Annotated in this window: 15 protein-coding genes; 10 read left to right on the forward strand and 5 right to left on the reverse strand. The window is 62.3% G+C overall.

What is annotated here, in order from left to right; translation table 11 throughout:
* Window positions 1-15: 15 nt before the first annotated feature.
* From yaaA to AB1E33_RS07525, 3 genes are all read right to left on the reverse strand, one after another.
* Window positions 16-822, reverse strand: coding sequence for a peroxide stress protein YaaA (gene yaaA / locus AB1E33_RS07515; protein WP_372576652.1), 807 nt, complete (start codon window positions 820-822; stop codon window positions 16-18).
* A gap of 30 nt (window positions 823-852) precedes the next feature.
* Complete coding sequence (recQ, locus tag AB1E33_RS07520) at window positions 853-2,892, reverse strand: DNA helicase RecQ (RefSeq protein WP_372576653.1); 2,040 nt, start codon at window positions 2,890-2,892, stop codon at window positions 853-855.
* Window positions 2,893-2,981: 89 nt separating this feature from the next.
* Complete coding sequence (locus tag AB1E33_RS07525) at window positions 2,982-3,269, reverse strand: YggT family protein (protein WP_249706555.1); 288 nt, start codon at window positions 3,267-3,269, stop codon at window positions 2,982-2,984.
* Window positions 3,270-3,401: 132 nt separating this feature from the next.
* On the opposite strand from AB1E33_RS07525, the gene AB1E33_RS07530 reads away from it, so the two are divergent.
* The 10 genes from AB1E33_RS07530 (at window position 3,402) to idi (ending at window position 11,414) form a co-directional block, all read left to right on the forward strand.
* The gene (locus AB1E33_RS07530; RefSeq protein WP_372576654.1) at window positions 3,402-3,950 is read left to right on the forward strand and encodes an acyl-CoA thioesterase; all 549 of its coding nucleotides are present in this window, start codon (window positions 3,402-3,404) and stop codon (window positions 3,948-3,950) included.
* Between the two features lie 46 nt (window positions 3,951-3,996).
* Window positions 3,997-5,361: an MFS transporter gene (locus tag AB1E33_RS07535; RefSeq protein WP_372576655.1), complete on the forward strand. Its 1,365-nt coding sequence runs from the start codon at window positions 3,997-3,999 to the stop codon at window positions 5,359-5,361.
* Window positions 5,361-6,233, forward strand: coding sequence for a penicillin-insensitive murein endopeptidase (mepA, locus tag AB1E33_RS07540; RefSeq protein ID WP_372576656.1), 873 nt, complete (start codon window positions 5,361-5,363; stop codon window positions 6,231-6,233). Before AB1E33_RS07535 ends, mepA begins: the two co-directional genes overlap by 1 nt.
* Window positions 6,206-7,090: an esterase-like activity of phytase family protein gene (locus AB1E33_RS07545; protein ID WP_372576657.1), complete on the forward strand. Its 885-nt coding sequence runs from the start codon at window positions 6,206-6,208 to the stop codon at window positions 7,088-7,090. The genes mepA and AB1E33_RS07545 overlap by 28 nt, the downstream gene beginning before the upstream one ends.
* Window positions 7,091-7,183: 93 nt before the next feature.
* Entirely contained in the window at window positions 7,184-7,822 is a 639-nt protein-coding gene (locus AB1E33_RS07550; protein ID WP_372576658.1) for a queuosine precursor transporter, read from the forward strand.
* A gap of 79 nt (window positions 7,823-7,901) precedes the next feature.
* Window positions 7,902-8,321, forward strand: coding sequence for an alternative ribosome rescue aminoacyl-tRNA hydrolase ArfB (gene arfB, locus AB1E33_RS07555; RefSeq protein WP_372576659.1), 420 nt, complete (start codon window positions 7,902-7,904; stop codon window positions 8,319-8,321).
* A 73-nt stretch (window positions 8,322-8,394) separates the two neighbouring features.
* Window positions 8,395-9,135 carry an SDR family oxidoreductase gene (locus AB1E33_RS07560; protein ID WP_372576660.1) on the forward strand — a complete coding sequence of 247 codons (741 nt, stop codon included), beginning with the start codon at window positions 8,395-8,397 and terminating at the stop codon, window positions 9,133-9,135.
* 2 nt (window positions 9,136-9,137) lie between these two features.
* Window positions 9,138-10,175 carry a P1 family peptidase gene (locus AB1E33_RS07565; protein WP_372577258.1) on the forward strand — a complete coding sequence of 346 codons (1,038 nt, stop codon included), beginning with the start codon at window positions 9,138-9,140 and terminating at the stop codon, window positions 10,173-10,175.
* A 93-nt stretch (window positions 10,176-10,268) separates the two neighbouring features.
* The gene (locus tag AB1E33_RS07570; RefSeq protein WP_372576661.1) at window positions 10,269-10,682 is read left to right on the forward strand and encodes a c-type cytochrome; all 414 of its coding nucleotides are present in this window, start codon (window positions 10,269-10,271) and stop codon (window positions 10,680-10,682) included.
* 189 nt (window positions 10,683-10,871) lie between these two features.
* Window positions 10,872-11,414, forward strand: a complete 543-nt coding sequence (gene idi, locus AB1E33_RS07575) for an isopentenyl-diphosphate Delta-isomerase (protein ID WP_372576662.1) — start codon at window positions 10,872-10,874, stop codon at window positions 11,412-11,414.
* A 115-nt stretch (window positions 11,415-11,529) separates the two neighbouring features.
* Here idi and panC read toward each other — a convergent pair whose 3' ends face one another.
* Together panC and panB are read right to left on the reverse strand one after the other, a co-directional pair.
* Window positions 11,530-12,378 carry a pantoate--beta-alanine ligase gene (gene panC, locus AB1E33_RS07580; protein WP_372576663.1) on the reverse strand — a complete coding sequence of 283 codons (849 nt, stop codon included), beginning with the start codon at window positions 12,376-12,378 and terminating at the stop codon, window positions 11,530-11,532.
* The gene (gene panB, locus AB1E33_RS07585) at window positions 12,375-13,214 is read right to left on the reverse strand and encodes a 3-methyl-2-oxobutanoate hydroxymethyltransferase (protein ID WP_372576664.1); all 840 of its coding nucleotides are present in this window, start codon (window positions 13,212-13,214) and stop codon (window positions 12,375-12,377) included. Before panB ends, panC begins: the two co-directional genes overlap by 4 nt.
* Between the last annotated feature and the right edge of the window lie 3 nt (window positions 13,215-13,217).

Genomic DNA, 13,217 nt, shown 5'->3' on the forward strand with positions numbered 1-13,217 from the left:
TTCGGTCAGCCGACCTTACGCGTCAAGCTTCTGCGCGGTTTGAGCGTCGGCAGCGACGGCATAGGGCCGCAGGAAAACAGGCCGGTCGGGATCGGACATCTCGGGCTGGTAGCTATACCCGCCAGTGTCAAACTCCAGCAATCCCGCCGGATCGGTCAGACGATTGCGGATGATGTAGCGCGCCATCGCCCCGCGCGCTTTTTTGGCAAAGAAACTGACGATCTTGGGGGAGCCGGCCTTGTCCTCCATGAAGACAGGCGTGATCACCCGAAGCTTGAGCGCGGCAGGTGCTACGGCGCCGAAATATTCCTGACTGGCGCAATTGATCAGTGTGTCTGTCCCGGTCTCGAAGGCTTGTGCGTTCAGCGCTTTGCTCAACTGGTCGCGCCAGTAATCATAAAGCGATTTGCCGCGCCGGGTCTTCAGCCTGCTGCCCATTTCCAGCCGGTAGGGCTGGATCGCGTCCAAAGGCCGCAATACGCCATAAAGCCCCGACAGGATGCGCAGGTGATCCTGCGCCCAGCGCATCTCGTCCGCGTCGAACGAAGCGGCCTCCAGCCCCTGATAGGTATCCCCGGCAAAGGCCAACACCGCCGGGCGCGTCATATCTGCTGCTGGGTCTTCGGCAAAGAACCGGAACCGGTCGCGGTTCAGGCGGGCCAGATCATCGCTCAACCCCATCAGCTTGCGAAGATCGCCCAGTGTCAGGTTGCGCGCTGTTTTTGCCAGCCGGATGGCGTCATCCTGAAAATCAGGCTGCGTCGGCGCGATGTCGCGCTCTGCCCAGTCCAGCCGCTTGGCCGGAGAAATCACTACAAGCATAACTGCCCCTTCCCATGTCCTCGTTCAGACCTAGCCTGCCGCGCGCAGCACGTCCAGAAACGCCGGGCCAAATCGTTCGGCCCGGCTTTCACCCAGCACCCGCTGCAGCCCGTTCTGGTCATCGGCCTGCAACTGAGCAACCTTTGCCAGTTGCGCCGCCGAACAGCTGAGCGGTTTGTGGGTGCCATCGGTACCGCGCGTCAGTTCAGTCTGAACCTCAAGCAGTTGATCGAACACTGCCGCCCGTCCCGACCCCGCGAGTTTGCGCTGCTGCGGGTGGTGGCTGTCTTCGGCCCCTGTGATCACCTGCAGGAACATCGTGCCATAGCGGTCCAGCTTTTTTGCGCCGACCCCGCCGATGCGCGCCATGTCGTCGAGCGTGCTTGGCCGTTTCTCGGCCATCTCGATCAGGGTGCGGTCGGGGAAGATCACATAGGCGGGCACTTTGGCGGCCTCGGCCAGCGCGCGGCGCTTGGCCTTGAGGGCTGAGAGCAACGGCGCGTCTTCGTCCGAAACCATCGCCTTGACCGCTGGGCGCCGCCCCGCCGCCTTGATCGTATCCTGCCGAAGACGGATGCTGGCCTGGCCTTTCAGGATCGGCAGCGCGGCCTCGGTCATACGCAGGGCGCCATGGCGTTCCGGATCGGGGCGGATCAGGTCATAGCCCATCATCTGCCGAAAGATCGCCTGCCACTGCTGCTTGTTATGCGCCCGCCCGACGCCGAAGGTCTGCAACTGATTGTGCCTCCGGTCGCGCACGCGGTCGGTTTCGTTGCCCACGAGTATGTCGATCAAATGCCCCGCGCCGAACCATTCCTCGGTGCGCAGGATCGCCGACAGAGCCATGCGCACCGGCTCGGTGCCGTCCATCACCTTGGCGGGCTGGGTGCAGAGATCGCATTTGCCACAGCTTTCGGCCTCTTCCCCGAAATAACCCAGCAGGGTCTTGCGGCGGCAGTCCAGCGCTTCGGCCAGACCCAGCAATGCATTGAGGCGACCATGATCGGCCACGCGCCGTTCCGGCGGGGCCAGCCCCTCGTCGATTTGCGCGCGCCGCAGGCGGATGTCGTCCGGCCCGTACAACGTCAGCGTTTCAGCAGGGGCACCATCGCGTCCGGCGCGGCCGATTTCCTGATAGTAAGCTTCGATGGATTTGGGCAGGTCGGCATGGGCGACCCAGCGGATGTCGGGCTTGTCGATGCCCATTCCAAAGGCCACAGTCGCCACCACGATCAATCCGTCCTCGCGGGCAAAGCGGATCTCAACCTGCCGCCGGTCCCCGGCCTCCATCCCGCCGTGATAGTGGCAGGCGTTGTGGCCCTGTTCGCGCAGGGCGGCGGCCAGAGCTTCTGTCTTGTTGCGGGTGCCGCAATAGACGATGCCCGACTGCCCGCGCCGCGCATCGGCGAAATCCAAAACCTGACGACGCGGCCCGTCCTTGGCCGCAAAAGCCAGATGCAGGTTCGGCCGATCGAATCCGTGCAGAAAGATGCGCGGTGGCCGGTCTTCGAACAGCTTGGTGACGATCTCGTCGCGGGTTTCGGCATCCGCCGTGGCGGTGAAGGCGGCCAGCGGCACGCCCAGCGCGCGGCGCAGTTCACCGATGCGCAGGTAGTCTGGGCGGAAGTCATGGCCCCACTGGCTAACGCAATGCGCCTCGTCCACCGCGATCAGGCTGACGCCGATCCGGCGCAGCATGCCCATGGCCGAGCCCGCCGCCAGTCGCTCCGGCGCGATATACAGAAGCTTGAGGTCGCCCGCCTCGAGTGCGGCATAGACCTGATCATTCTCTTCCGGCGTGTTGCCCGAGGTCAGCGTGCCCGCCGCCACACCCGCCTCTTGCAGTGCGCGGACCTGATCGCGCATCAGCGCGATCAGCGGCGAGATCACCACCGTTACCCCCTCGCGCATCAGGGCGGGCAGTTGGAAACACAGTGATTTACCACCCCCCGTGGGCATGATGGCCAGCACGTTTTCGCCAGAGGTCACCGCATCGACGATCTCTTCCTGCCCGGGGCGAAAGGCGTCGAATCCAAAGACGTCCCGCAAAAGCGGCGCTGCGTCCAGCATGGGCAGGTGATCCTGTTCTCAGTGTTGTTTGTCTGCTCTTAACAAACAGTGTCCCACACTAAGAATCAGTGAACAAGAGGGCGTGGCGTCTACATGAAGCCGAAGAGCGTCGGCAGGATGTAATTCTGCAGCGAGATCACGACGATGAACGCCACCAGCGGCGCAAGGTCCAGACCACCGGTATCGGGCAGGATGCTGCGGATCGGGCGATAGATCGGCTCCAGCAACCGGTTCAGCCCGTACCAGATCTGTCCGACAAGTTGCTGATGCACGTTGAGAACGTTGAAATTGATTAGCCAGCTCATGATCACATGCACGATGATGAAGAAGTAAACCACGCTGAGGATCAGCTGCAGCGGTCCGTAGATTGCCATCATCGTCAGGTCTCTCCTTTTGGTCTGCCCGACAGGTAGTCGCTGATATGCAAAAGCGCAAGGATGCCGCGCCGTCGTGCTTGACCTTTGCGTCACTTTTGGCATCAGGGCGGACAACCTGCCATGGAGTGTCCGATGTTCCCGATCGTCCGTTTGATCAAAGACCTGCTGATCGCCCGCCGCATGCCGCCGCTGGAAATGACCGGGACCCATGTCTCGAACCATATCTGCTGGCCTTGGGATCTGGATTTCTGGCTGGAGCTGAACAACGGCCGCGCCATGACACTATATGATCTCGGGCGCACAATGACGGCACAGCGCGTGGGCCTCATCAGGGCAATCAGGCAGCGGCGGTGGGGAATGACGATGGCCGGATCCACCGTGCGTTTCCGCCGTCGCATCCGCGGGTTCGAACGGTTCGAGATGCGCAGCCGCGCAGTTTGCTGGGATGACAAATTCATCTATCTCGAACAGAGCATGTGGAAACGAAACGGCGAATGCGCCAGCCACGTGATGTTCCGATCTGCGGTCACCGGTGACAACGGAATCGTTCCGCCTACCGAGGTGCTGCGCGAGATGGGGTATGAGGGCGCCACATCGCCGATGATGCCCGAATGGCTTGCGGCCTGGTGCGCAGCGGATGCGCTGCGGCCCTGGCCACCGATGCAGGAAAAGCTTGTGTAACGCGCCCGCAGCCCGTCTTATCAAGGCAAAGCACTTGAGGACGGGCATGGCAGAGATTTCCGCGCGTAAACGCGTCTGGGGCTGGTGGTTTTTCGACTGGGCCAGCCAGCCTTATCACTCGCTTTTGGTCACCTTCATCTTTGGCCCCTATTTCGCTGGAGTGGCCGCCGAATATTTCGCAACAACCGGACTTTCCGATCAGGCCGCAGCCGCGCGGGCGCAGGTTGTCTGGGCCAATTGCCTGACCATCACCGGGCTGATCATCGCCTTCGGCGCGCCGCTGATGGGTGCCTTCGCTGATGTCACCGGTCGCCGGATGCCGTGGATTTTCGCCTTTTCGGTGATGTATGCGGTGGGGTCCGCCGCGCTTTGGTTCACACTGCCTGACGGGTCGAACATGTGGCTGATGCTGTCGGCCTTCGGGCTTGGCTTTGTCGGCGCGGAATACGCGCTGATCTTCATCAACTCGCAACTCCCCGATATCAGCGATAAAGAGGATGTGGGCGAGGTCTCGGGCAGCGGCTTCGCCTTCGGTTATTTCGGCGGGCTGATCTCGCTGGCCATCATGCTGCTGTTCTTTGTCGAACAGCCCAATGGCAAAACCCTGATCGGCCTCGATCCGGCTTTTGGCCTGAACGCTGCGCAGATGGAGGGCACCCGTTTCGTCGGACCGATGACCGCCGCCTGGTACATCCTTTTCATGGTGCCCTATTTCCTGTGGGTGCGGGACGGGCCGCGTACCGGCAAGAAGGGCTCACTTTCCGGTGCGCTGCAACTATTGGGCCACACGATTGCGGATTTGCGGCACCGGTACAGCCTGTCGGCCTATCTTGGATCCTCGATGCTGTATCGCGATGCGCTGAACGGACTTTACAGCTTTGGTGGCGTCTATGCGCGTCTGGTGCTGGAATGGGACCTGATCAAGATCGGCGTTTTTGGCATCGTCAGCGTTCTGGCCTCGGCGATCTTTGTCTATTTCGGCGGCAAACTGGACAAGCGGCTAGGGCCGAAACCGGTGATCGTGATGTGCATCTGCATCCTGATCCTGGTCTGCGCCCTGATCGTCGGCATGGATCGCACCCAGATTTTCGGCATCGCGCTGGCTGAGGGCTCATCACTGCCCGACACGCTGTTCTTTGGTTGCGGTATCTTGATCGGCGGCATGGGCGGCACTCTACAATCGGCCAGCCGGTCGCTCATGGTGCGCCACACATCCCCTGACCACCCGACCGAAAGCTTCGGGCTTTATGGCCTGTCGGGCCGCGCGACCGCCTTTCTGGCGCCCATGCTAATCGGCGTGGCCACTACCGTATTCGGAGATGCCAGATTGGGGGTTTCCCCGGTGATCGGGTTGTTTATTCTGGGGCTCATATTGTTGCGATGGGTAAGACCGGAAGGGGATCAGGCCTGATGATTTTACGGATACTTGTGACGATTGCCGCGCTGGCGGGAATGGCCGCCAGCACCAACGCAGCACCACTGGCTAAAGAGCTGTTCGGGGCGCACAATCAAGGCTCCCGGCAGAAATCCGCCGCTTATGGCAGCTATTCGCGGGGCTGCGCCGCAGGCTCGGTGCAACTGCCCGAGACCGGCCCGACCTGGCAGGCAATGCGCCTGTCGCGCAATCGCAACTGGGGCCACCCCGAGACGATCGATTACATCCAGGATCTGAGCCGGTTCGCCGCAAAACAGCCCGGCTGGGACGGGCTCTATATTGGCGACATCAGCCAGCCGCGCGGCGGCCCGATGCTGAGTGGACATCGCAGCCATCAGATTGGGCTGGATATCGACATCTGGATGCGCCCGGCCAGCAAACTGAACCTGTCACGTCGCAATCGCGAAAACATCTCGTCAATCTCGATGCGCCGTGCCGAAGGAGCGTTCGTGAATGCCAATTGGACACCACAGCATCAGGAAATCCTGAAAGCGGCAGCCAAGGACAGGCGTGTCGCGCGGATCTTTGTCTTTCCCGGCGCCAAGGTCGAGATGTGCAAGAACGCCAAGGGCAACCGCAAATGGCTGCGCAAGATTCGCCCTTGGTGGGGCCACCACTATCATTTCCATGTCCGACTGAGCTGCCCCAAAGGCGTGCGCGGCTGCGTCAATCAGGATCCGCCGCCAAAGGGGGACGGCTGCGCCGAGGCACAGCAATGGGTCAACAACATCCTGAACCCGCCGCCACCCAAACCGCGTGATCCAAACGCGCCGGCACCCAAGAAGCGCCGGGAATACATCCTCTCGGACCTGCCTCAACAATGCGCCGCCGTTCTGCAATCGCAGTAATCTGCGCCCTGGCGCTGACGGGCAGCGTTCATGCGGTGGAACGATCCGGTGCGATTCCCGCCGGCAGCTATCAATGGACCGCCAAGGCCCCGTGGTTCGGCGGGTTTTCCGGGCTTGAGCTGTCGGATGACGGCATGTCGATGCTTGCGCTCAGCGACCGGTCGATCCTTGTGTCAGCGAAACTGCAGCGTACGGATGGACGCGTCAGCGGTGTCGATGTCACTTCGGCCCATTGGGTCCGCTCCAGCAGGAACAAGCGCATGATCGGGCGGGCGGGCGATTCCGAAGGTCTGGCCGTGGCGCCCGATGGCAGCCACTATATCTCGTTCGAAGGCGTGCATCGCCTTGCCCATTTTGCCAACCCCGAGAGCCGCTCCAAAGTGCTGCCACGTCCAAAGGCATTCAAGAAACTCGCCAAAAATGGTTCGTTCGAGCCGCTTGCTATCGACGCAAAGGGGCGGCTTTATACAATGCCCGAAAGCAGCCGCGCGGCGGATGGCACCATCCCGGTCTATCGCTGGGACGGGCGACACTGGTCGACCCCGTTCAAGCTGCCGCATCGCGGTGACTACCTGCCGGTAGGGGCTGATTTCGGACCGGATGGGCGGCTATACGTGCTGGAACGCGCGACCGGGACATTGGGGTTCCGCAGCCGTCTGCGGCGCTGGACGGTGACTGACACGGCGGCCACAAACGAAGAAACCGTGCTCGACACACGATCTGGCACGCATGAGAACCTCGAAGGGGTCTCGGTCTGGCGAGACGCGAAGGGCAAGCTGCGCGCGACAATGATCTCGGACGACAATTTTGTGTTCTTCCTCCGAACCGAAATCGTGGAATATACCCTGCCGGAATGACTTGCCAAAGCCGCAAACAGCGGCTATCAGCGCGGCCTGCCTGAATTGAATCGGGCCAAGTCGCCGCTACCTTGTCAAAACGGGCACCAAGATATGACACGTACCTACCTTCCCGGCATTCTTGCCATGGCCGCCATTGTGGTGGCATCCAACATTCTGGTTCAATTCCTGATCCTCGACGGGCTGCTGACCTGGGGCGCGTTCACTTACCCTTGTGCCTTCATCGTCACCGACATCATGAACCGCGTCTATGGCGTGCAGGCCGCGCGCAAGGTTGTGCTCGCCGGTTTCGTCACCGGCATTCTCTGCTCGCTGATCGGTAGCCAGATCATGCTGGAGTTCGGCCCTGCCGTGCCGCTGCGCGTCGCCGTGGCTTCGGGCACCGCCTTCCTGATCGCCCAGCTGACAGATGTGGCACTCTTTGACCGCCTGCGTGCGGGCCGCTGGTGGCGCGCGCCGCTGGTCTCGACACTGGTCGGCTCGGCGCTGGACACCGCTTTGTTCTTCACCATCGCCTTCTCGGCCTCGGTTATGTTCTTCGGCGCAAATGCCGATGCCGCGATCTCTTGGGCGTGGGAGCCGGTTCCCTTCCTGCTCACCGGCCCCGAAGCACCGCTCTGGGTGACGCTGGGCTTTGCCGACTGGCTGGTCAAACTAGCGCTGGCCCTGGTGGCATTGGTGCCGTTCCGCCTGATCGTGGCACGCCTGACGGCGTCCGCACAGCACGCTTAATCGCATAAACGACACGCAAGTCAGGCCGTCCCGTCGGGGCGGCCTTTTTGTTTCTTTGCCACCCCGGTAAGGTCGTCGCATGCTCAGGATCGGCGACACCATAACCATTCACGACTGGGAGCTTACCGAAAGCTTCATGCGGGCCTCGGGGCCGGGCGGGCAAAATGTGAACAAGGTGGCCACCGCCGTGGAATTGCGGTTCGAGGCGGCGCGCTCGCCCTCGCTGCCTGACCCGGTCAAGGCGCGGCTGAAACGGCTGGCGGGCCGGAAGTGGACCAAGGACGGCGCCATTGTCATCCAGTGCGACGAGACCCGCTCGCAGGCGCGTAACCGCGACATTGCGCGCGAGCGGCTGGTCGAACTGGTGACCCGCGCGTTGGTCAAGCCAAAGCGCCGGGTGCCCACCAAACCCACCTACGGATCGGTGCGACGCAGGCTGGACACCAAAAAGGCACGCGGCGCAGTCAAGGCGCTGCGAGGGCGGATCAGCGACGACTAAGACGCTTTGGGCTGGCATCCGGTTCGCGCGCTGCTAGGGTTCGGGCAATGCACAAAGGGGAGGAGTTGCGGTCATGCGACTGGAGGGCAAATCCGCCATCGTCACCGGCGGTGCGTCGGGGTTCGGCGCGGGCATCGCGCGCAAGTTCGCAGACGAAGGCGCGCATGTGATGATCGCTGATCTCAACCGGGAGGCTGCCAAGCAACTCGCGGATGAGATCGAGGGCAAGGTCTGCGAGACCGACATTTCTGACGCGACGTCGGTCGCAACGATGGCGCGTATGGCGGAAACCGCCTTTGGCCAGATCGACATTCTGGTCAACAATGCCGGCATCACCCATCTCCCCGCGCCGCTGGATGAGGTCACTGAGGAGGATTTCGACCGGGTCTTTGCGGTGAACATGAAATCGGTCTTTCTGACATCGCGGGCACTTGTGCCGCAGATGAAGGCGCGCGGCGCCGGGACGATCCTGAACATCGCCTCGACCGCCGGGATATCGCCGCGCCCCGGGCTGAACTGGTACAATGCCTCGAAGGGCTGGATGATCACCGCCACCAAGACAATGGCGGTGGAACTGGCCCCCGCCGGGGTTCGCGTCAACGCGCTTTGCCCAGTGGCGGGCGAGACCCCCCTGCTAAAATCCTTCATGGGTGAGGACACGCCGGAAATGCGCGCGAAATTCCTGTCGACCATCCCGATAGGCCGCTTTTCGACGCCGCAGGATATGGGCAATGCCGCCTGTTTCCTGTGCTCGGACGAGGCCTCGATGATCACCGGGGCCGCGCTTGAAGTGGATGGCGGGCGATGTATCTGACGATGACCCCCGGACCCGGAAACCTGATCACCGATATCCCCGGTCTGAAAGTCGGCAACGCCCAGGACGACGCGCTGAAATCCGGGGTCACGGTGCTGACCGCGGACACGCCCTTCACCGCGTCGGTCCATGTGATGGGCGGCGCACCGGGCACGCGTGAGACCGATCTGCTGGCCGCCGACAAGACCGTCTCGCAGGTCGATGCGCTGGTGCTGTCGGGCGGCTCGGCCTTTGGGCTGGATGCCTGTTCGGGTGTGATGGACGCGCTGCGCTCCTCGGGGCGCGGTTTTCGGGTCGGGGAGGCGGTGGTGCCGATCGTGCCCGGCGCAATCCTGTTCGATTTGCTCAACGGCGGCGACAAAGGGTGGCAACACAATCCCTACGCTGCACTGGGGCATGCCGCGTTTATGGCGGCTGGCACGGAATTCAAGCTTGGCAGCGCCGGTGCCGGTACCGGTGCATTGAGCGGCAACCTCAAGGGGGGGCTAGGCTCTGCCTCGCTGGTCCTGCCCTCGGGCGCTACGGTAGCGGCCCTTGTTGCCGCCAACCCGCTGGGCAGTGTCACGACGCCCGGAGACCTCCATTTCTGGGCCGCGCCTTTCGAGTTGAACGATGAGTTCGGTGGTGTCGGCCCGGACGGGCGTGCCGGGCTGGGCCTCGACCTAAGCAGCCGCAAATCCGTGCTGACCCCCACAAAAGGCGCCGCGCGCGCCAATACCACAATTGCCATCGTCGCAACGGATGCCACGCTGAGCAAGGCACAGTGTCAGCGGATGGCGATCGCCGCGCATGACGGGATCGGACGCGCCGTGGTGCCCGCGCACAGCCCCGGTGACGGCGATCTGGTATTCGGCGTCTCAATCGGTACCCGTGCGCCGCAAAGCCCCGATGCCGAGCTGGGTCTGGTCGGCCACGCAGCGGCACTCTGCCTGAGCCGCGCCATCGCGCGTGCTGTCTTTCTTGCGCGCCCCGCTGCGGGTGATCTGCTGCCCTGCTGGATTGACATTCGTCAAGGCAATGACGACGGCGCACAGCCATAAACGCCGCGCGAGGGCGGCGCGGCATTCTATCCGATTGACATAAGTTACCGCACCCGCTCACTTGTGAGGTAGCTACGCAAACGGAGCGAAATTATGAAATACTCGATTCACGCTGCCATCTCCGCCCTCATGCTGGCCACCCCGGCGTTGGCAGAGGGTGACGCAGAAGCAGGCAAGAAGGCTTTCAACAAGTGTAAAGCATGCCACACGGTTGTATCGGCGTCGGATGAAGTCATCGTGAAAGGCGGCAAAACCGGACCCAATCTTTACGGCATCATTGGGCGCACCGCAGGCACGGAGGAAGGTTACAAATATGGCGACAGCCTTGTTTTGGCGGGCGAAAACGGGCTGGTCTGGGACGAAGCGACCTTTGTCGAATACACAACAGACCCCAAGAAATTCCTGCAGACCTACCTGGACGACCCCAAAGCCAAATCCAAGATGACGTTTAAGCTGAGAAAGGGTGGCGAAGACATCTATGCCTTCCTGGCCAGCGCGGCCGAGTAACAGTCAAACCGCTCCTCTTTTTTTGGAGGCAGAAAAGGGCCGCAGCTATGCCTGCGGCCTTTCGCACGATTGAACCTGTGGTAGGTTCTGTGCAGGTTGGCAGCATAGCTGTTTGGACCAGCAACAGCGGGGGTGGTTCGAGCAGCGCAAGACTGGGCCTGCATCCGCAGGCCGTTGGGAGGCATCTGCATGGGAGCGAAAATTCCCGCCTGGGTGGACGGTACGCTGGTACCGTATGGCAAGCTTGAAGCACATCAACATGGGCTGAAACACAAGGCGGTTTCGGTCTTTGTCGTCCGCGGCATGAACATCCTGATTCAACAGCGCGCGCTGGGCAAATACCACACCCCCGGCCTGTGGGCGAATACATGCTGCACTCATCCAGACTGGGAAGAGGCCTCGTCCATCTGCGCCGTGCGCCGCCTGCACGAGGAATTGGGGATCAGCGGGTTATACCCGGAATTCCGCCATCAGCTCGAATACCGCGCCGACGTGGGCTCGGGCCTGGTCGAACATGAGGTGGTCGATGTTTTTCTGGCTCATGCCCGCAAGACGGTCGAGGTCAAGCCGAACCCGGACGAGGTCATGGATACGCGCTGGATCAACTATCACGACCTGCAAGCCGAGGTGGCACGGCACCCGGACCGGTTCACGCCCTGGCTCAAGATCTATCTTGAAAGCTATTCCGACAGGATTTTCGGGCCGGACCTCATCATCTCGGCCACCGGCTAGAGCGCAATCCAAAAAAGTCGGTACCGGTTATGGGATAAAATAGCGCGTCAAAACAGGTGGGAAGAGCATTGCCTGCGATTCAGATAAAGGGAGCGATGCTTTAGGACACTCCCTATCAGCGCGCGGGTATCGCGATGTTGTCGATAAGGCGCACGCCCTCGATAAAGGCGGCCGCGAACAGCCTCGCATCGGCGGTGGCAGCCTCAAGCGGGGCAAGCGTCGCCACATCGCGCAACTCCAGATACTCGACCGGATCAAAACCCGCTTGTTCCAGCCTCCCGACCGCCTCGGCCTGCAGCGGCGCGAACTCCGCGCCCTCCGACAGCGCCTGCGCCAAGTCGCCCATGACCGCGTGCAATGCTGCCGCCTGGCGCAGCCCGGTCTCACTCAGCCGCCGGTTTCGTGACGACATGGCCAGGCCCGAGGCCTCGCGCACCGTGTCGCAACCGACCACTTCGATCGGAATGTTCAGATCCCGCGCCATGCGGCGCACGACCATGAGTTGCTGATAATCCTTCTCGCCGAAATAGGCACGGTCTGCTTGGGTCTTTAGAAACAGCTTGGCCACCACCGTGGCCACCCCGTCAAAATGACCAGGGCGGTTCGGGCCTTCCATCATGTCGGTCAGTCCAGCGACCGAGATGGTCGTGGCGAAACCACCAGGATAGACCTCGTCCGGGCTCGGGGCATAGATCAGATCGACGCCCAGCGGCGACAGCATGGCGGCGTCCTCCTCCTCGACCCGCGGATAGCTGGTCAGATCGCCGGGATTGTTGAATTGCATCGGGTTCACGAAAATCGTGACGACGATCCGGTCGCATTGGGCCTTCGCCGCCTCGACCAGTGACAGGTGCCCGTCATGCAGGGCACCCATCGTCGGCACCACGCCAATACTGTGGCCTTGCGCGCGCCAATGCGCCGTCTGAGCGCGCAGATCATCTAACCGACGCAGAATGCGGGTCATGTTTTGACGACCTTTTGCGGGGCTTGATCCGCGAACACATGCTCGGCCGCCGGGAAGGTGCGGGCGCGCACCTCGGCGGCATAGTCGGCGATCGCAGCCTCGGCCAGCGGTCCCAGATCGGCATAGCGTTTAACGAATTTCGGTTTGAACGCAGTAAAAAAACCCAGCATGTCGTCCACCACCAGGATCTGCCCGTCACAGCCCGCCGACGCACCGATCCCGATGGTCGGGATCGCAACTTCGGCGGTGATCTGGTCCGCCAGGGTCTTCGGCACCTTTTCCAGCACCACCGAAAACGCGCCCGCATCCGCGACAGCGCGCGCGTCACCAAGCACCGCCTCGGCTTGTTCTTCTCGGCCTTGCACCTTGTAGCCGCCCAGCGTGTTCACCGATTGCGGCGTCAGGCCAATATGCGCCATCACCGGGATGCCGCGCCGGACCAGAAAGCGGATGGTGTCCGCCATCTCGACCCCGCCTTCCAGCTTGACCGCCCCAGCATTGGTTTCCGACATTAGCCGTGCAGCATTGCGAAACGCTTGCGCCGGCCCCTCTTCGTAAGAGCCGAACGGCATGTCGATCACCATCATTGAGCGGCTGAGGCCACGCGCCACCGCCTGTCCGTGCAGGATCATCATCTCCATCGTGACCCCCAGCGTCGAGGTCAGCCCGTGCAAGACCATCCCCACACTGTCGCCCACCAGCACAAAGTCGCAATGCCCGTCCATCATCTGCGCCATCGGCGTGGTATAGGCAGTCAGGCTGACCAGCGGGTCGCCGCCCTTCTGGCGCAGGATGTCATCCGCGTTCGGGGCTGTCTTACGGGCTGAGGCGCTCATGAG

It is taken from the genome of Ruegeria hyattellae (assembly GCF_041537925.1).
Taxonomy (GTDB): Bacteria; Pseudomonadota; Alphaproteobacteria; order Rhodobacterales; family Rhodobacteraceae; genus Ruegeria_C.